The following is a 19,971-nucleotide window of genomic DNA, read 5'->3' as shown; positions in this document are numbered from 1 at the left end:
GCTAGCCCGACACAATGGCTGGCCGTTAAAACCCAACGGTCATGTGCAGCTGGTAGAACATAAGGCGCGCACCAAACGTTGCGCCAAGCATGAGCACACACGCCACAAGGCGCAGCACGAAAAGGGGAACCGCAGCCTTCGGCAAACCCTGCCGCGCAACGAGCATCGAAGACGCAGCAGCAATAATGCCCGCAAACCCCGAAACGACACAAACAGCAATCTGTGCTGCATAATGCGGCACGAGTGAAGCTGCCGAGAACTCGTTATTCGCCACCATCAGCACCTCAGAGCCATATCCTGCATATACAACACAGCACCCGACAAGCGCCACAGCAGAAACCGCAATGAGCAACCGGTCGAGTACCCATTTCCGCACGCCCGCAATGCAGAGCACCGGCAGCGCCACCAAACACCCACCTGCCACCGCCTGAAAAACCAAAACCGCAGGCGTCCAAGCAGTGTCCCAGGTAGGCACCGTACTCACTGAATACGCAAGCGACGTGAATCCCACAAACGTTATTGCCGCAAGTGAAGCTGCGGCAAGCCATGGCCGCACGAGCCATGCCGGAAAGCGTTCGCTGAACGCAGCCATCCAGTACGACCCCGCTAACGCAAGGAACAGCACCGCCGCAAATACCTCATTCGACAGTGGCGAGCGCCCCACACCGGAAAACACGTGCAGCGCGTTAGCAGGCGTGCCTAAATGCGTCGCCGACGCGATAAAACCCACCAGCGCGATGGCAAACGGAATCGCCACCATACGGTCGAGCCGACTCGGCGAATCGCACACGGCCCAGCTCTCAACAATCGAATCTGCGCTAACGGTGCCAGCAGTATCGCCAACAGCCCGCACATCCCCACAACGCACGTCGCGCACACCCATCAGCATGCGAACCAATGCGACGATAACAAACGCCACCGCCCCCGCCGGTGCCAGTGTGGTGAACAGCGCCAGCGATATTTCGTTGAAGCCGCTGCTCATAACTGCAATTCCTCCCTGTTCACAATACGTCCCGAACCATCCTCAGCCCGTTTTGCCGCCTCTGACGCCTTAATGAGTAAACTTGGATTTGTTGCCTCGTCAGCGGGCAACGGCATAATGCAGGACACGCAACCTGCATGCGAAACGTTCAACTCGTCTATATCACCAAACTCGAGTGCCCGCAGCGGGCATGCCTCTACACATATCGGCGCGCGACCTTGCGACACCCGCGCGGTGCACCCGTCGCACTTACTGCTTCGCTTTAACTCGGGGTCGATATGCGGTGCATGATAGGGGCAGGCCATGGTGCAGTACCCACAGCCGATACATTTTTCCACATCAGGCCACACCAGCCCCAATTCATCGCGATGCATAGCACCGGTGGGACATACCCGAACGCACACCGGGCTTGCGCAATGGTTGCAAGCCAGCGAAATGTGGTATGCAAAAGCGGTGGTTTCCACCGTATTGTCGGCGGTGACGCGCGTGACGCCACCCTCGTAGTCAATCACACGGCGAAACGCCATGTCAGATGTATGTCCGTGGTAGTCCTTGCACGCCATGACGCACGTTCTGCATCCAGTGCATCGGGTGTTGTCGAAGAAGAACCCGCGCCTCATCGAACCCCCCTTACGCGCCACGTTGCGCCGCCCGCAGTCGGACGGCGCAACGCTCGATTCTCCGGTTTTCCCATTATCTCATGGCAAGGCTCGCCGGATGAGCCTCGCTCATGTGCGATTCGCGGCTAGTCGACCGCTAGTCGACCGAGCCCTCAACTTCCAACTCGTTGGCAACAAAGCCCGTCTCATCATCGGGTTCTTTTGCCGCCGGGCACGCCAGAATAACCAGGTTCGGGTCGGTCATATCGGCCGCCGGTAACGGGGCAATAGCCGCCACGCCATCTGCGTGTGCCGCACGCAGCTCTTCGATGTCGCCGAACTCGAGTGCGCGCAAGGGGCACGCATCCACGCAGATGGGGTTCTTCCCTTCCGCCACGCGAGCCGAGCACGCATCGCACTTCACGCTCTTGCCCAGGTCTTCGTTGACCTTCGGCGCGCCATACGGGCACGCCGTCGTGCAGCTACCACAGCCGATGCACTTTGCCGGATCGGACGTCACGATGCCAGTTTCTGCGTCTTTGGAAATAGCCTCCTGCGGACAGATGGCCAAACACGCCGGCTCGTTGCACTGGTTGCAGCTTACCGACACGTGATAGGCATACGCATCGGTTGAGCACGTGCCATCCTCGGCAACGGTAAACGTTCCGCCCTCGTAGTCATACACGGTGCGAAATGCAATCGACGCAGGCAGGTCCTTTATGTCCTTGCACGCCATCTCGCAGGTGCGGCAGCCCGTGCAGCGGGTGCTGTCGAAGTAGAATCCGTATTGAGTCATCTCGCCTTACCCCCTCTTTACGCCTTCGCAACTTGAACGATCATGGAATGCGCCGGGCCGTTGCCCTTCGCCAAAGGTGTGGGCTTGTACGTGGTGAGCGTGTTCACACAACCGCCCATATCCACGCGGTCACCGTTCATGTCGGCGTTGTGCCAGGCACCCTGAGGTACCGCCACCGTTCCCGGAATAATACGCGGCGTCACCTTCGCCTCAATGCGGATCTCGCCAGCCGGGCTTACTACCGACACAATGTCGCCAGCTTCAATGCCGCGCTCTTCGGCGTCGATGGGGTTGATCCACAGCTGCTGGCGCGCCACCTTTTCCAGCTCTTCAATGAAGCCGAACGACGAGTGCGTGCGGCTCTTGTGATGAAAGCCCGTGCAGTACAGCGGGTATTCCTCGGTCACACTGCCGTAACCCTGGAAACCAGGTGTAAACACGGGAATGGGATTGATCGCCTCATCTTCGGCAAGCTCCCACGTGTTGGCAATCTCGGCCAGCGTCTCAGAGTAGATTTCGATTTTACCCGAAGGCGTTGCCAGCGGGTTTTCCGCCGGATCAGTACGGAACGCCTCCAGACCAATCGCCGGTGCCAGCTCACGCTTGTACACGCCCTGCTCGACGATCTCGTCCCAGGTGGGCATGTCGCCATCGGCTTCGGCACCCGCCTCGTAGAGTTCGCGCACCCAGTCGTCGTGGGTCTTACCCTCGGTGAAGGAATCTTTCAAGCCAAACTTATCAGCGATGTCAGCGCACACGTCGTAGCTCGAACGGCACTCGCCGGGCGCTTCCTGAGCGGGCGTGCCCACTACCACGCCGGTGTAGTACTCAGAATAGCCCTGCGTCTGCATGTTCATCTGCTCGGAACGCATGGCGTCAGGCAGCAGGATATCGGCGTACTTGGCAGAGTCGGTCATCACGGTATCCCACACCACAATAAACTCGCACTTGCTCTCGTCAATGAGAATCTCGTGCGTGTAGTTGATATCGCCATGCTGGTTGGTTAGGCAGTTGCCAGCATAGTTCCAGATGAACTTGATGTCGCTTGCCAGCTTGTCGGCTCCCATGATGCCAGCGTTGGTGGCCGTCATTTCATGACCATGATCGATAGCGTTGACGAACTGATACACCGGCAACGTGGTCGTAATGGGGTTTTTCACCGGAAGGCTACCCACCAAATACACCGAGGGCTCCGCCTCACGCTGACCCGTGTTGGTGCCCGGAAGGCCAATCTTGCCAATGAGCACGGGTAGCATGCAGATGGCACGGCACACATCTTCACCGTTGGTGTGGCGCTGCGGACCCCAGCCCTGCACGATAAACGGCGCTTCGGCGCTGGCTATCTCGTCGGCAAGTGCACGAATGGTGTCGGCAGGCACCTGCGTGATGGGAGCTGCCCACTCGGGCGTCTTTTCCACCATGTCGTAGCCGGTGCCCATGATGTAATCCTTGTACGACTTGTTTTGGCCGCGAGCCGACTCGGGCATGGTGTCCTCGTCGTAACCGACGCAGTAGGCATCCAGGAATTCCTTGTCAACCTGGCCATTTGCAATCCACTCATGCGCGATGGCATTCACCAGCGCAGCATCGGTGCCGGGGCGAATAGGCAACCATTCATCAGGATGCCCCGAGCTGGTTTCGTTTAAGCGATAATCGATGTTGATAATGCGCCCGCCGCGGCCGTTCACAGCCTCGCGTACACGAGCGAAATCCCATATGGCGTTTGCGCCACCCATGCGAGTTTCCGCCGGGCTATTGCCGAACATAACCACCAGATCAGAATTCGCTTCGGCCTCACTAAACGAGCTCGCGTTCGTAGCATCATAGGGGCTAAACGCCGTTGCCGGCTTACCCAACGTTACATGGTTGCCGTCATCATCGAGATTCGCCGCGCTGCCATACATGTAAGGCATAGCCGCCGACAGCATGTGTGTGGAATAGTCATAACCCTGATTCACGTAGCCGCCGAGCAGGCCCAACAGGCGCTGTCCCGGCTGCCTACCGGTGGCGCTGTACATACCCGTGGCGTAGTTCACGTAGATGGCTTCGTTACCATAGGTGTCGATGGTGTACTTCAGCTTCTCGGCAATGGTGTCAATTGCCTCGTCCCAGCTGATTTCCTCGAACTTGCCCTCACCGCGCTTGCCCACACGCTTCATGGGCACCGTCAGGCGATCGGGATGGTTCAGCCAACGGCGCATGGAGCGGCCACGCAGGCAGGCGCGCGCCTGAAGGGCCGCATCGCCCGTGTTGTCCGTTTCCATGTAGACAACCTTGCCATCCTTGCTGTGCCACTGGAACACGCAGTTGCCACCACAGTTCACATTGCACTGGCTCCAATGCACCGAATCGGTGTCGGGCTGCGTGCCCGGAGTAGCAGCTCCGATGCTCGCTTCGGGCGTTGCCGTGTCGGTAGACGCACCGTCTCCTCCTGAGCAACCGTACAGAGCGGAACCGGCACCGGCCAGCGCGAGGCCGGCAAGCGACCCCTTCACGAACGTGCGGCGCGGCAGCGTTGCTTGGTTCTTCGTCATACGTTCCCTCCTTCATCTTCCTTCTTATACCGTATGCAACACAGGTTGACACCTCCCATCGAAGGGCAACAACGTGTCGCGTATAGATGAAGCATACCCGAAAACACCGCTACCGCGAATCACATGCGCTATGTGATTTAAGCGCATTATGCCTGGTCAGACGAACTCACCCACCAAACGATCACCAAAAGGGTGACGTTTGAGCGGCTTTGTGCCGCGCTTGCGTGCTACCATGTGCCGAGCAGTGGTGCCGCGCCGCACTCTGCTGCAAAACGCAACGGAAGTTACAGGGGACTATGGGGAATCGCACCGAAAACACAACGCGCATGCATGTTTCGAGTTGGGGATACGCATGCTTTCTCACCGTGAATGCCACGTCCACATGGGGCGGAATCTTTCCCTTTTTGCCCATCGAATTCCAAACGGCATCGGTCACGCTCACGTTCTTCTTAAGTCAGGCGCTGGCGTTTGGTTGTGCGTTTGTGGGCAGTATGCTAGGGGCCTACTTGCTGCCCCACGCCGCCCGACGCATGATGGTTACACTCGTCACGCTGCTCGTGTTCTCAGGTTCGGCGTTTCTTATCGCCGCCATGTATACACCATCCGGCACGCTTGTTTGGGTGGGCGGCGGTGGCGTGCTGCTAGGCGTCGGGTCAGCTGGGTTGTTCATGCTCTGGCAACGCTACTTCGCTTCCCTTCCCGCCGAACAAGGCAGCTTTCGACTTATTGTGGGCACGGCGTTGGCCCCAGCCCTGTACTTTGCGCTGTATTTGGTGCCTATCGCGCTGACCGCCTTCCTGGTGCCGCTTGTGCTGGTGCCTCTATGCGGGCTGTGCATATCGCTGTCGGTGCGCGAGATGCTGTTCGACCAACCTATGTTTGAAGATGTGCCGCGTCAGCACCCCCAGGTGTATCGCCAGGTGCTCGCCGACTACTGGCGATGCGCCCTGTGTATGGGCGCGCTCGCGTTCGCAAGCGGCATCATCCGCGGTATTGCGCTGTTGCATAGCGACATTTTCGCACTGGTGAACGCCGCTTCCATGATCGGCTCGTTTGTATCGGCTGTGGCCCTGCTTATCGTGTGGCAGCGCGCGAGCTTCCGCTTTGGTATGACAACGGTGTTTCGCATTACCTACCCCGTACTGGCAACGGGCTTTTTGTTGCTGCCGTTTTTGGGATCGACGTATCTGAACATCTTCGCGGCGGCAACATACATGGTGTTCTCACTCGTACAGATGCTCATGATGATGCAATGCGCGCAGATATCACGCGACCGCGGTATTAACCCGGTGTTCATTTACGGGTTCTTCGGCGGCGTCATGTATACGATGCAAAGCCTGGGGTTCTTGCTGGGATGGATAAGTGATGGCACCTCGGCCCATAATCAAACGTGGTTGTTCTTCTTGGCCATGGTGTCAAGTTATCTGCTGGGTCTGACACTGCTCGCCTCAACCGGCAATCTGTTTAAGCCGCAGGAAACAAGCGGCACCGTCACGCCCGACCCCATCGAGCTGCGCCCGCTGCGCACGCAGGGCGACGTACAGGAAGTGATGAGCGAAGCGGACAAAATGAGTGGAGGAAGCAGAGGGAAACGCGAACAAGCAGCAAGCGGCGTTGACAGCACGGGAAAGAGAGTTTCGAGCAAACGGGCAGCAAACAAGAAAGCTACGGTAAGCACTGTGGATACTGCGGGTACAGCAGGTGCGGCAGCCAGCAAGCCGCCAAAGCGCCGCCGCATCCGCGCGTCCGCGTCGCCCGACGCAGACGCCATCCGCGATCTCATATCGAAGAAATGTCTCGATTTACAGGAGCGCTTCGGCTTGTCCACGCGCGAACGAGAAGTTGCCGAACTCATCGCACGCGGGAACTCCGTGGCGGCCATAGCCGAGCGATTGGTGATATCCGAAAACACCGTGCGCACGCATGCGAAGCACATCTACGCGAAGCTCGACATACACAAACGCCAAGAGCTGCTCGATCTGCTGGGGTAATGGAAACAGCGGCGCGCTTATACTTCGTGTCTCTCACGCAGCCACAGGCCCGTTTTGCCGCCGTCTTTCTTCAACAGGCGCACATCGGTTATTTCCATACCGCGGTCAACCGCCTTGCACATGTCGTACACGGTCAGGCACGCCACGCTTGCTGCGGTGAGTGCTTCCATCTCGATGCCAGTTTTACCCGTAACGCCGCAGGTAGTGGTGATGTGAATACCCACGCAGCCGTCGGCGCGCTCGCCGGCAAACACTGGCGAACATTCCACTTTCGCCTTCGTGATATTCAGCGGATGACACATCGGAATCAAGCTGCTTGTCTGCTTCGCCGCCATCACGCCTGCCACGCGCGCACATGCCAACACGTCGCCTTTTTTCGCGGTACCACCCGCGATCATCTCAAGCGTTTCAGGTTGCATGGAAATGAAGCCTTCGGCCACAGCAACGCGCTCGGTGTCGGCCTTTTGCGACACGTCCACCATGCGAACATCACCTTTTTCGTCGATATGTGTCAACTGCCGGTCAGTCATGGGGCTTCCCTTCCGTCATTCGATTCAAACAGCGCAGTTTACGTGCAGGTATCGTAAACAAGCATGCTGCAAACGCGCAAGCAATATCTATGCTATACTACAGTTTCACTGGCAAAGCCCGTCGTTTGGTCAAACGTGGGTGCGGGCGGCGCAGGTGTTAACGATTGATGCGGCCGACGCCCATCGGCCGCATTTCTCTTCCTTCGTCGTCCGTTATCCCCCGATTTGGCTCATGCCGCGGTCGGTTCCTACTTTGTCGTGGTGCTCGTCGGGTTTGGCACCCAGCGCTTGCAACAGCACGGCCCGAACCGTCTCGTCGTCGGCATGCGCATCGCGCAGCACAGCGCGCACGTCGTATTCTTCGTCAGAGAATAGACAAGGGCGAATCTTTCCGTCAGCTGTCATGCGCAAACGATTGCATTCGCTGCAGAAATGACGTGACAGCGGCGATATAACACCCACCGTACCGAGCGCTCCGGGGAACTGGTAGTAGCGTGCAGGCCCCCACCCTTCAGGGCGGCTTTCTGTAGCAGGCTGCAAGGCCGGCAGCCCTGCGGCGGCGGCACGCGCATTAATAGTTTCAATTAGCTCATCGCTCGGAACAACATCTTGTTTGCCCCAACCGCAGCCGTTAGCCCCCGTACTTTCACCTACCGGCATGTACTCGATGAACCGCACATGTAGCGGCCGGTCAACAGACAAGCGTGCGAACGCCAGGTAGTCTTGGTTCAAACTGCGCACCGTAACCGCATTCACCTTTACGGGATTGAATCCGTATTCAAGCGCTGCGTCGATGCCGGCTAGCGTCTGTTCAATGGTTCCCACGCGCGTGATACGCTTGAACTGATCGGGGTCGAGCGTATCAAGCGAGATGTTCACCCGCGACAAACCTGCATCCTTTAGGTCAGCGGCCATGCGTGGCAACAACACGCCGTTCGTGGTCAGCGACACCTTGTCGATACCGGGCGTAGCCGATATGTCGCGAATCAGATCAACCACACCCTTGCGCACGAGCGGCTCGCCACCCGTCAGGCGAATCTTACTGATACCCATGTTGGCCGCAACGCGAACCACGCGAAGAATTTCCTCAATACGCAGAATGTCACCGTGCGCCATCTGTTGCACGCCTTCTTCCGGCATGCAGTAGATGCACCGGAAATTGCACCGGTCTGTCAGCGAGATGCGCAGGTAGTCGATGGTCCTGCCGTGAGCGTCCTTCATGGTTTTCCCCTTCGTAATTCTCATGCGAGAATATTCTAGGTCAAGACACGAAGCACAGCAAGACGCCGTGTGGCGCAAAGTCGCTCGACCTACCCTCGATCTACCCTCGACCGATCGTCTTCCACCACACAAGCGGTTACTTCGTCACCAGGTACATGCTGCTCGAGGGAATCTCGATGAGCAATTCATCGCCTTGTGCTGGCAGCTCGTCTTCGGAAACCGACAGCTTATCCACCTTCCACTGGATGTGCAGCTTCAAGAACTTCATCGTTTCGTCCTCTTCGGCGAGGTCCTTCTGTAGCTGCGGACCAACCTCGGCGTCCAAAAACGACAGCATCACCGTGCGCTCGAAACGCGAATCGCTTACCCGGTCTGCGCGCATGCGAAACACGTTCGGGCCCATTTCGCGAGCCTTCCGCAGATGGAACGCGCGCACGCCGAAGTAGCGCACATTGCGTGGAACTATCTGCTCGGTCGAAAGCCGGATTCCCCATTCAGGCAGACACACCTCGTGGTCGCTCACGTATTCGGCCGGCGTGGTGTTCTTGCATCCCGACAGCTTAATTGCCGCGAGACTTTCTGGGTTGCTCACAATGTCGTGCTTCGGCCCGATCTCGCTGATGTGTCCCGCTTCCACCACGGCGATGCGATCGCAGAAGCGAAATGCCTCATCGATGTCGTGACTCACGTACAAAATGGTACCGTTAAACTCTTCAAACAGCCCGATCAGGTTCTGCTCAAGCGAGCTTTTCAAATGCGCGTCGAGCGCCGAGAACGGCTCGTCCAGCATCAGGATTCCCGGGCGTGCGGCTAGCATGCGCGCCAGTGCCACACGCTGTTGCTGCCCGCCCGACAACTGGGCAGGATAGCGCTTCTCAAGCCCCACCAGGCCAAATCGGCGCAGCTGTTCGCTGACCATACGCATACGCGTATCGGCCGACTCGCTTTTGGGAATGCCGGCCGCCACGTTTTGTTCCACCGTCAAGTTCGGAAACAGCATGTAGTTTTGGAACAGCAGTGCAGTCTTGCGTTCTTGGGGGGTTAGGTTCACACGTGGTTTCTTGCCGGCCTCGCGTTCGAAGAACACCTGATCGTTCACCACGATACGCCCTTCATCGGGTGTTTCAATACCAGCAATACAACGCATAGTCAAACTCTTGCCGCACCCCGACGCACCAAGAAACCCCAACGTTTCACTGCCGGCTTGAAAGTTGACATCAAGCTTGAATCCCGAGAAGCGCTTCTTAATGGAAACCTCAAGGCTCATTCCTCAACCCTCCTGCGGTACTTGGTGGTATGTCTACTCCACAAATTAATGAAGAGAATCACCACGAAGCTAAAGATCATGATGATGACCGTCCAAAAAATGGCCACGTCGGTATTGCCGTTCATCCATTCGAAGTAGATGGCGATGGGAATAGTACGTGTCACGCCCAGGTAGTTGCCCGCTAGGAACATGGTGGCACCGAACTCACCTAATGCGCGAGCGAACGACAGCACCGTACCCGCCGCAATCGAACTCCACGACAGCGGCAACATAAGCTTGAAAAAGATGCGCGCGTTACTCCACCCTAGTGTACGCGCCGCATCAAGCATGTTTGCGTCGATGCTCTCGAATGCACCACGCGCGTTGCGATACATCAGCGGAAACGCCACCACCACGGCGGCGATAACGGTGGCCGGCCAACTGAACACCAGCGGGAAGCCGATGTCGATGAACCACTGCCCTAACGCCGTGTTGCGCCCGAACGCGAGCAGCAATAAAAAGCCACACACAGTGGGTGGCAGCACCATGGGAATGGTGAAGATAGAGTCGGCTAAATCTTGCGCACGAGATGGAATTCGTAAGCTGAAATAGGCTGCCGCCAACCCCAGCACGAAAATGAACACGATAGCCGTAAGCGTAGTTTTCAGCGTCACCCACAAAGGACTTAAATCGACGCGCTGCAAAAACTCGACGAACGCCTGCCAACCCGTCGCTTCCTCCTGAACTGACACGGCATCGACAGGCGCAAATTCGGCCAGTGTTGCGTGAGTTAGCTTAATATGGCTCGGATTATCTGCGCTCGTAACGTCGCTGCCATCTTCACCGATGACGCAGGCATAGTACTGGTTTTCTTTCACCTGCTCGTCAAAGAGGAACTGCACGCCACCAACCGTATACGAGGTTTCGTTCGTGAAATGCCATTCAGACGCGGCATTAAGCGAGCTGCCGCCCTTGTTCGCCTTCGTGTCGAGCGCAACCATCATCGCCTTGAACGCCGCCTGATCGTCAGTGTTATTGATGTCGAACCCCACGGTTTCCGCCACGCGATCCGATACGTACGCCACACAATACTCCGATGCGTCGATGACCACCAATTCACCCGGCTCGGCAGCGGTGAAGTAGCGGTAGCCCCGGTACTGGCCGTCAACAGGAGTGTTCGTTCCCACTTCAGCTCGGGAAAACCCCACCAGGCCGAACCGCACCCCTTCGATTGATGCCGACTCGCCGTCGGTGAGCACGTTAGCAAGCGCGCCTTGCTCGGAAGCGTCTGGCGCAGTCTCCGCTGCCTGGTTGCCTTCGCTCCCTTCGGCAGCCATCGCCGATGCGGGCGCAGCAAACGACAACGCAAACGATGCTACCAGTATAAACGCCACCAGAGCGCGCACGAGCGCGACAGCGGTGCGACGCGGCACCATCGCATACGCACTATCGTACGCACCTTCGCAAACAGCCGCGCAGTGAACGTTGCTGTGCGAAATCGCAACGCGCACAGCATAGCGCTGCCCGAAGCCAAACGTCATAACAGTCCCCCTGCCCCAGCCGCCCGCCAAGCACAGCGCAAGCGGCACTGTTTATTCTCGCGCAGAATTATACTCTATGAAACATGAAGGGACGAGCTTGCATCGAATAGCAGCTCGCCCCTTCCCTTGCGGCCAGCACGCACTGCTGCGCACCGCACCGAGCCATCAACAGTAACGGCTTACGCCAGTGCGAAGCCCCACTCCTGCCATACGGCAATGGCGGCGGGATCGGTCGCGCACCACTCCATGAACGCCTTTGCGGCATCAACGTGTTCAGACTGCGTGGTCACTGCACCGGGATACACGATGTCTTTGTGGGTGTCGGCAGGAACAACACCGATCACGACCAGTCCATCGTTGCTATACACGTCAGAGGTGTACACAAATCCCAGGTCAACGGAACCCGACGACACCTGAGCAGCAACGTCGCCCACTTTCGCCTGCAAATTCACCTTGCCGGCAAGTGGCGTGTCAGCGTAACCGTCGGCGTCACCCGCCTTGCCGTTCGTGTCAGCCCCTGTTTTGCCGTCAGCAGCGTTGAAGCTGCCAATCGTGGACAGCGCCTGGTTGGCATAATTGCCAGCAGGCACGGAGTCATCGCCAATAGCAACCGTATAATCGCCCGAACCGGCTTGTTCAAGCGTGAAGTTCTGATCGGCACCATACTGCTCAGCCAACTCGGAACCTTCAGCAGCAACGATAACCAGATCGTTCATGAACATAGTGCTCATGGTATCGCCATCGGCCAGATCAGCGTCGATAGCGTCTTGCATCTTGGCCTTTGAGGCGGAAATGAGGATGTCAGCATATGCGCCGCCTTCAAGTTCGGCATTTAAGTCACCAGATGACAGGTACTGAGCATCAGCGAAGGTTACTTCGGGGTGAGCTTCGGTGTAGAGCGCCATAGCCTCGGGCATTGCCTTCTTCAGGGAATTGGCGGCGAACACCTGCAGCTCAACCTGTTCGGTAGGCTCGGCAGCAGTCTGCTCAGCAGCTTGGTTCGAGGCGGGCTGTTCCTCGGCCGCCTCATTCGACGAGCAGCCAAACAGCGCAAACGACCCCACCATCGCGACGGCGCATCCCGTCGCTAACATCACGCGCAACTTCTTCATCGGTTTCCCTTCCTTGTGGTTTCCAACTCAACATCAAAGGGAGACATGTGCCCCCTAGAAACACCGATTACCTCCGCCAACCCTACGTTTGTGGGACGGTGTTTGAGATTCTCAAACCTCATTTTCACACGCACACACGCATTCGGTTTTTGGCCCTCAGCCATCCAATCCACAAACCCAGGACAAGACGGTCTTAATCAGTGCTTCCCTCAGAAAGACGGCTACGTTCGGCATCGTAACAAAACGCGCGCCATATGGCGTGACCAACGTACGCTTTGTGGCGCAGCCAACGCAACAAAAGCTCGCGAGGCAACCAGCGTTTTGTCCGTCCCCTCCCGACCGTCTTTCATGCTGAAATCAGAATAGTCTTATTTAGAATTATTGTCAATTGTGAATAATGTTGCATGTAAAGACTCACTGAGCAGAGTTAGCCACCTCTGCTGCCACTTTTTTCTCGAAATGCGCGATTGAGCAAAGTTAGCCGTGGCTTCGGCCACTTTTTTTACGAAATGCGCGACGTGAAGCGATAAAAATAGGTAGGAAACGAGCATTACTCTTCACTTCTTGAGACTGCTCTTACGTTTTCCCTGATCAGAGGCAACCGCTGTTTTTTCTGAAACTTCGACGAGCTTTACCGACTCCGCCAAATCGTACATTTCGTAAAAAAAGCTCCCGAAGCCACGGCTAACTTTGCTCAATCGCGCATTTCGAGAAAAAAGTGGCGTGAAAAAGCGCTTCGCTCCTGTGTTCATACGGCAGGGTTCAGACAGCGGCATCGAAGCAGCGTGTTTCGCGTGTTTCGTGCTGATTGACACTTAGCGGCACAAGGCACTGCCCTTTGTTCAGTACGGTATAATCGGAAGGATTCAACGATAAAGGAAAGGATGCGCCATGGCCCAAGGCACCTATGAGAGCGGCATCTACCGTAGGGGCGACGTACGCCTATCCGACTTGGCCGGGCGCAAAGCGCTACCCATCGGGGTCAGCGACTTCCGTACGGTTCTTAAGAACTACGTATTTGTAGATAAGTCGCTCTTGATCGCCGATGTACTAGCAACGCCAGGAGCGTCCCTGCTCTTCTGTCGACCTCGCCGTTTCGGCAAGTCGCTCAACTTGAGTATGCTGCAAGCGTTTTTCGAGACAACAATTCCCAGCATTCCGGGCGTCACCGACACCACGGAGCTTTTTCAGGGCCTGGCCATCTGGGATGCAGAGGACGGGCGCTATCGCGAGCACCACGGAGCCTATCCCGTTGTGCGCCTTTCGTTCGGAAACACCAAAGGAAGCGAATGGGATGAAACACTGGAGAGCATTCAGGCAAACATTGCCGCCGAGTACGAGCGGCATAACTATCTAGCCGTAAGCGATGTTCTTTCCGAGCGAGATCAGGAGCTGTTTCTCCAGGTGGCAAGCCGCAACGCTTCACAGGGAGTCTGGAGTCGCTCGCTGCTTACCCTATGCGAACTTCTGCACAAGCATCACGGAACCCAGGTTGTGGTGCTTATCGACGAGTACGACGCACCCGTAATGACAGGCTACACCTACGGCTACTACGATGAGGTGGTTGCCTTCCTCAAGCGATGGCTCACCGGAGCACTGAAAGACAACGCCGCTTTAGCTGTGGGCGTGCTCACTGGCGTACAACGCATTTCCAAAGAATCCATTTTCTCCGATTTAAACAATCTCATCGTGAATACGTCGCTCTCCGTGGCATCAGACGAACGCTACGGGTTCACACAGATGGAAATTGATACCCTCGCCTCCTATCGGAACCAGACAGATGGCATGGCCGAGGCGCGCGCCTGGTATGACGGATACCGCTTTGGCAATGTAGACGTCTACAACCCTTGGAGCGCACTAAACTACTTCAATAGCCAATGTACCGCCGATGTCTACTGGGGAAACACCTCCCGGAACGACATCCTCACGAGCCTCGTACACGATACCGACGACAAAACGATGAGCGAACTCTACACACTTATGCAACCTGATGGAACTCTCGACAAGGCTATCGACACGAGCATTGTCTTCCCTGATCTCGGTATTCGCCCTGAAGCCGTATGGTCAATGCTGTATCTTGCAGGATACCTGACCACCAACGACACCAAGCTTCCAAACAACATCAGTCTTTCGCGAGTTCTGCGCATCCCGAACCGTGAGGTAGCTCACCTTTTTCGCAGCGACATCATCGAACGATTCTCTTCCATAGCAGGAGATCGCGAGCGTTTGGGTCAGCTCCACCGCGCCCTTACGGAGTGTAAAGACGACGTTGTTGCTAAAGAACTCGAGTGTATTCTGAAAGACAATGCCAGCTACCATGACCTATATCATGAAGCGCCGTACCATACGCTTTTACTGGGACTGTTATTTGGAATGAGCGGCTACGAAGACCCCGTGTCCAATCGCGAGGCTGGGCACGGTCGATTTGATGTGCGCGTGCAACCGATCAGCCCCGATCGCGACCCCCTTATAACTATCGAAGCTAAATGGGCCGCCCCCAAAAGCTCCGAGGCAACCAATTTGCCTGCGTTGGCGCAAGCAGCTCTTGCACAAATCGAACAACAAGTCTATGAATCAAGTGCTTTTATCGGCGCAGCCGGCACTGTCCGCTGGGGTGTAGCCTTCAGCGGTAAGCACGTCATATGTAAGAGCGAACGAGTTGCACGATAGTTCTACGCTAAAGAGTCAATCAACACTGAGAAGCTAGCCTGTGATCTGCGGGAAGATGCGGGGGTGGGATACCTTGTTGAGTAGACTGCTCTCAAACACAGAGAGGATTATCCACTCTTCTTTGGTAGGCTCTCTTGGCTGTTTTCACCGAAACGTATCGTTGAGAATCCAGAGCGCCCTCTCAACGCCACTTTTTCTACGAAATGCGCGATTGTGTTCAGGCAGCAGGGTCTAGGCAGCGGCATCGAAGCAGCGTGCTTCGCTCGTTCCGCTTGCAAAAAAGACGGTTGGCAAAAGCGGCAAGTCTGCTATAGTTGGGCGCGTCCGATAAACCGACAGGAGAAAAGCTTGTTCGACCATATTGCATACACGCGCGGGGTAACTGCTCAGGCAGCGCTCTGCGCTAGCGCGTGGTGGTGGTACAAGCGAATATAGGTCGGATTATCGGTAGCTTTCCTTGTGCATGCTTTGAAGCCCCTCGATAATCCGAGGGGCTTTTTCGTGTCGGGGAAAGCGCGGCGCGAACGCAGGCCAAGAAAGACCTTTTAAACAGCACCGCAAAAACCCGCGATGCGAACCCGCAAATGCCGCCTTGCACGGCCGAGTCGAAAGGAACCGTCATGACTGACACCGCTAATGCGCCCTACCGCCTGTACCTGCGCGAGGACCAAATTCCCACCCAATGGTACAACCTGCGCGCAGATATGACCGAGCCACCCGAGCCCATGCGCCTGCCGAACGGCAAGGTGGCCGAACCCGCCAACATCGCACCAGTGTTCTGTGACGCATTGGTGGCCCAAGAGCTGGATGACCACACCGCCTACATTGACATCCCCGAGGGTGTGCGCGAAATGTATAAGGTGTACCGCCCGTCGCCTTTGTGTCGTGCCTACAATTTGGAGCAGGCGCTGGGCACTCCTGCGAAAATCTACTACAAGTTTGAAGGTAACAACACTTCGGGGTCACACAAGTTGAACTCGGCACTAGCCCAAGCTTACTACGCCAAGGAACAGGATCTCACCAACATCACCACGGAAACCGGTGCCGGCCAATGGGGCACCGCCCTCGCCGAGGCGGCCGCGCACTACGGACTCAACCTAGATGTATTCATGGTGAAGTGTTCCTACGAGCAAAAACCTTTCCGCCGCAACATCATGGAAACCTTCGATGCCACCGTGACCCCTTCGCCCTCTAACACCACCGAGGTGGGGCGCCGCATGCTGGAGGAAAATCCCGATTCCACCGGGTCGCTCGGTACCGCCATCTCCGAAGCCGTGGAGCGCGCCTTGAACATTCCCGGAAACAAGGGCCGCTATCAGTTGGGCAGCGTGCTGAACCAGGTTTGCTTGCATCAATCCATCATCGGCCTGGAAAGCTATACCGCCATGGAAGAGCTGGGCGAATACCCCGATGTGGTCATCGGTTGCGCGGGCGGCGGCTCCAACTTAGCCGGCCTTATTGCTCCTTTCATGCGCGACAAACTCAACGGTACTCACCCCAACACCGAATTCATTGCCGTTGAGCCCGCTAGCTGCCCGAGCCTTTCCCGCGGCAAGTACGCCTACGACTACGCCGACACCGGCCGCACCTGCCCTTTGGTGAAAATGTACACCCTGGGCAACGGATTCTTGCCTAGCCCCGATCACGCAGGCGGTCTGCGCTACCACGGCATGAGTCCGATCATTTCCAAGCTGAAGCACGACGGCTATCTGGACGCCCGCGCCGTGCGCCAAACCGACGTGTTTACCGCTGCCGAAGAGTTCGCACGCCTGGAAACCATTCTGCCCGCACCCGAGAGTGCCCACGCTATCTATGTTGCTATAGAAGAAGCGAAGAAGTGTGCTGAAACCGGCGAAGAGAAAGTAATCTTGTTCGGTCTCACGGGAACGGGCTACTTCGACATGTACGCCTACGACGCCTTCAACAAGGGCATAATGAGCGACCATATCCCCACCGACAAGGAACTGGAAGCAGGATTTGCCACCATTCCCTCTATTCCTGGGGTGCAATAAGCGCACGTCAGGCGCTTTGACAACGTGGCTGGATACGAAGGAATCTCCCAGCCATCAACGTGAAGAGGCTGCCGAAGTGGCGGCCTCTTCACATAACGAAGCGCACGTGGTTTTGACTCGGGTGAAACTGGCGGCAACCACGCTGTGCAACTTCCCCGCTATTCGTCCTTGTGTTTTTCGGTGTCTACCAGGTCTATCAGCTCTTGCCGGGAATGCACGCCCAGTTTCGCATACACGTTGCGAGTGTGCGTACGTACGGTGTTCTTCGACACCTGCAAGCGCTCGGCCGTAGCGGAAACGTCGTAACCCATAGCCAAACACTGAAACACGTCGGTTTCTCGCGCCGACAGCCCGAAGCCCTGCGCCAACGTATCGATAACCTCCGCAAACCGCTTGCGCACCGGAGCCTCCTGCACGACCACCACCTGCGGTGTTACCAATTCTTCGGCGAGCAGCTCTTGAATGGGAGACTCTTCCTCGCTTTCGGGCTCGAACAACGCCTCGAAATCCTTCTCGGAATACATGAAGAACGCAACGGCGAGCACCACCACCGCCAACACAATGTAGATAACAAACTCGTTCGGGGCACCCGCGAAACGGCTCAGCTCGTAAGCACCCAATGCCCATCCCAAGCTGTTGCCCATCAGGTATGCACCATATGCCCAGCCGAACACCATGGTGGGCGAATAGCGCTTTTGGTACAGCACGAACGACACGATGCACCACAACAGAAACTCAAACAAAAACGAAACAAGCACCGCTACCTGTGCAACCTTGGCGTTGGGGATGTTGAGAGCAGGTAGAACCGCAACCACCATCACCGCCAGCACCATAATGGCCGAATAGGCCTTCCCTAAGTTCAACGCCTCCATGTTCATGCCAACCGCCATGCACACAAACGCCGTCGCTAATACCATATGCAGCAGCATAACCACCCGCGTACGATCGAGCGTTTCCCCAATGGGAGAAGACTGCACAGCCACGGCATGAATAGATACCAGCGTCACCGAGAAAACAAACACCACCACAACCAGCTTGATAAACGTTTTCGGAAGCGCTTCGAACGACACCGACTGCCCATCAGCGCCGCGCGGGTGTTCTTCATCGCCTGCAGCTAGCTCGAACGAGTTGGTCGGCATAACAGCCAGCAAACCCGCCGCAAGCGGCAGCAGTACGAAAAACAGGATGCCGCACAAAGATGGACCGCCCGCAACCGGCGCCCAGGTAGGAGAGCCAATAATGACGAAGTACGCGCATGCGGCAACCAAATGCGAGCACGCCACATAGAAAACCACTCGTCGGGGGGGTAGTTCTGCATACAGCCGACCACACCGCAGCAGCACTGGAGCCATACCAATGCCGCTCACCACCCCCGACAGATAGAACAGCGGGCGGATAACTTCGTAGTCGAGCATGGGTAGAAGATAGTACGGCCCGATGGCGATAATGGCAAAGCATCCGAATGCCGTAACAGCCGCGCCTCCAACCACCCAGGGCGGGTCAACGAACCGGTCGCGCAAACTGGTGGGCAACAGCGCAATCGCAAGCATGATCAACCCCGTCGCGCCGCTCGAACAGATAAACAGCGACGAAATGTTCGAGCCATTGACCTCGGTGTCAGAGAGCCACACCGAACCGCTGAACAGCACAAAGAACCACGCTTGCCACATAGCGAACGCCATAAACGGCAGCGCCGGACACACCTGAACGAGGCGCTTCACGAACCCGCTAAGCTTTTCCATGATCTCCCCTCCGCAACACGTGCGATCATTCTACCACCAGTTCCCCGCAGCTCAGGCAGAAACACCCCACATATGAAGTCGCACTATCAGCACAATCAGGGACAGCAGGAGACACAAGAGTAAGAGCACGTGACAGGGGTCAAAATGACAGGGGGCTGTCAATGAAGTGGCGGTATCCGCATTCTCTGATATCACTCCCTCTTCTTACAGCTCCAACAACCCAAATCGCAACGACGCCCGAGCGAGCGCCCGGGCGTCGAGAAGCTATCTTTCTTACTGTGTCTAATCAACAATGCCAGCGCGCTTGTCGGCAAGTGCGCGGTACACACGTAAAACGGCATAAGCAATGAACACAACCGAATACACACCCGTGGTAATACCCGCCTGAATGCCGCCATGCAACGCTGCAGGAAGCAACATCGCCAGCAAATGGATGTACACCAACGCATAGAACAGGTACGCAAGCTTTTGCAGCTTCACCCACGAATCGTTGTCCATGCGTTTCTTCACGAAGTTGAACGACGTAACGCCCAACACGATAAGCAGCACAAACAGCACCACCGCCAGCACGAAGGCGAACATGACGTTCCCTTTGATGATGCCACCGCCGAAGATGCGCGGCACATACGACATCAGGTACACTACCATATGACCAAGCGACAGAATCCACGCGATAATGGATAGCTCAGCACGAATACCCTTCAGCCACATGTATGGTTTCGAGCCCTTGGCAAACACACCCACGTACATGACGACGATAAAAATTGCCAGCGACAGCGTGCATTTTTGAATGAGCGTAAACAACACGATCCATACGGCACGCGGCAGCTCGTAGAACGAACCCACCACATACACCAGGTCGATGATGACGGCTAGCGCATAGAACAGCATCGGCCATTTTTTGATGGGGTTGCGCAGCGCGAAGCATGCGGCAACCGTGCATGCGAGGATGATTGCGAACGTCATCTGAACCCCCTGTTTCTCTCTCCATACAA

Annotated in this window: 14 protein-coding genes; 3 read left to right on the top strand and 11 right to left on the bottom strand. The window is 56.7% G+C overall.

The annotated features are described in order from the left end of the window. Positions 1-25 precede the first annotated feature (25 nt). From G7Y43_RS05995 to G7Y43_RS05980, 4 genes are all read right to left on the bottom strand, one after another. A complete protein-coding gene (locus G7Y43_RS05995) occupies positions 26-982 on the bottom strand; it encodes a DmsC/YnfH family molybdoenzyme membrane anchor subunit (protein WP_165045070.1) in 957 nt (318 codons plus the stop codon). Beyond that, on the bottom strand, positions 979-1,602 hold the full coding sequence (locus G7Y43_RS05990) for a 4Fe-4S dicluster domain-containing protein (protein WP_165045068.1): 624 nt from the start codon (positions 1,600-1,602) through the stop codon (positions 979-981). Before G7Y43_RS05990 ends, G7Y43_RS05995 begins: the two co-directional genes overlap by 4 nt. A gap of 136 nt (positions 1,603-1,738) precedes the next feature. Beyond that, positions 1,739-2,377: a 4Fe-4S dicluster domain-containing protein gene (locus G7Y43_RS05985; protein WP_165045066.1), complete on the bottom strand. Its 639-nt coding sequence runs from the start codon at positions 2,375-2,377 to the stop codon at positions 1,739-1,741. A 17-nt stretch (positions 2,378-2,394) separates the two neighbouring features. Then, positions 2,395-4,911 (bottom strand): molybdopterin-dependent oxidoreductase, encoded by a 2,517-nt coding sequence (locus G7Y43_RS05980; protein WP_165045064.1) that lies wholly within the window; start codon positions 4,909-4,911, stop codon positions 2,395-2,397. Positions 4,912-5,207: 296 nt separating this feature from the next. Here G7Y43_RS05980 and G7Y43_RS05975 point away from each other — a divergent pair, with 296 nt between their 5' ends. Next, positions 5,208-6,902: a helix-turn-helix transcriptional regulator gene (locus G7Y43_RS05975; RefSeq protein ID WP_165045062.1), complete on the top strand. Its 1,695-nt coding sequence runs from the start codon at positions 5,208-5,210 to the stop codon at positions 6,900-6,902. 17 nt (positions 6,903-6,919) lie between these two features. Here the strand turns inward: G7Y43_RS05975 and moaC are convergent, their stop codons facing one another. The 5 genes from moaC to G7Y43_RS05950 all read right to left on the bottom strand — a co-directional run bounded on the left by moaC (position 6,920) and on the right by G7Y43_RS05950 (position 12,552). Then, complete coding sequence (gene moaC / locus G7Y43_RS05970) at positions 6,920-7,432, bottom strand: cyclic pyranopterin monophosphate synthase MoaC (protein WP_165045060.1); 513 nt, start codon at positions 7,430-7,432, stop codon at positions 6,920-6,922. A gap of 213 nt (positions 7,433-7,645) precedes the next feature. Continuing rightward, on the bottom strand, positions 7,646-8,653 hold the full coding sequence (gene moaA / locus G7Y43_RS05965) for a GTP 3',8-cyclase MoaA (protein WP_165045058.1): 1,008 nt from the start codon (positions 8,651-8,653) through the stop codon (positions 7,646-7,648). Positions 8,654-8,789: 136 nt separating this feature from the next. Beyond that, positions 8,790-9,920, bottom strand: a complete 1,131-nt coding sequence (locus tag G7Y43_RS05960; RefSeq protein WP_165045056.1) for a sulfate/molybdate ABC transporter ATP-binding protein — start codon at positions 9,918-9,920, stop codon at positions 8,790-8,792. Beyond that, a complete protein-coding gene (gene modB, locus G7Y43_RS05955) occupies positions 9,917-11,440 on the bottom strand; it encodes a molybdate ABC transporter permease subunit (RefSeq protein ID WP_241158172.1) in 1,524 nt (507 codons plus the stop codon). The genes G7Y43_RS05960 and modB overlap by 4 nt, the downstream gene beginning before the upstream one ends. A 179-nt stretch (positions 11,441-11,619) precedes the next feature. Next, positions 11,620-12,552: an extracellular solute-binding protein gene (locus G7Y43_RS05950; protein WP_165045054.1), complete on the bottom strand. Its 933-nt coding sequence runs from the start codon at positions 12,550-12,552 to the stop codon at positions 11,620-11,622. Positions 12,553-13,443: 891 nt separating this feature from the next. Here G7Y43_RS05950 and G7Y43_RS05945 point away from each other — a divergent pair. Together G7Y43_RS05945 and G7Y43_RS05940 are read left to right on the top strand one after the other, a co-directional pair. After that, complete coding sequence (locus G7Y43_RS05945; protein WP_165045052.1) at positions 13,444-15,222, top strand: AAA family ATPase; 1,779 nt, start codon at positions 13,444-13,446, stop codon at positions 15,220-15,222. Between the two features lie 620 nt (positions 15,223-15,842). Beyond that, the gene (locus G7Y43_RS05940; RefSeq protein ID WP_165045050.1) at positions 15,843-17,234 is read left to right on the top strand and encodes a TrpB-like pyridoxal phosphate-dependent enzyme; all 1,392 of its coding nucleotides are present in this window, start codon (positions 15,843-15,845) and stop codon (positions 17,232-17,234) included. Positions 17,235-17,392: 158 nt separating this feature from the next. On the opposite strand, the gene G7Y43_RS05935 is transcribed toward G7Y43_RS05940, so the two are convergent. Both G7Y43_RS05935 and G7Y43_RS05930 read right to left on the bottom strand, forming a co-directional pair. Then, positions 17,393-18,976, bottom strand: a complete 1,584-nt coding sequence (locus G7Y43_RS05935) for a helix-turn-helix transcriptional regulator (RefSeq protein WP_165045048.1) — start codon at positions 18,974-18,976, stop codon at positions 17,393-17,395. A gap of 282 nt (positions 18,977-19,258) precedes the next feature. Beyond that, positions 19,259-19,942 (bottom strand): ferric reductase-like transmembrane domain-containing protein, encoded by a 684-nt coding sequence (locus G7Y43_RS05930; RefSeq protein ID WP_165045046.1) that lies wholly within the window; start codon positions 19,940-19,942, stop codon positions 19,259-19,261. Positions 19,943-19,971: the final 29 nt, after the last annotated feature.

It is taken from the genome of Adlercreutzia sp. ZJ138, from assembly GCF_011038935.1.
Classification (GTDB): domain Bacteria; phylum Actinomycetota; class Coriobacteriia; order Coriobacteriales; family Eggerthellaceae; genus ZJ141.
The sequence above is the reverse complement of the archived record's forward strand: the minus strand, read 5'-3'. Positions and strand labels throughout refer to the sequence as shown.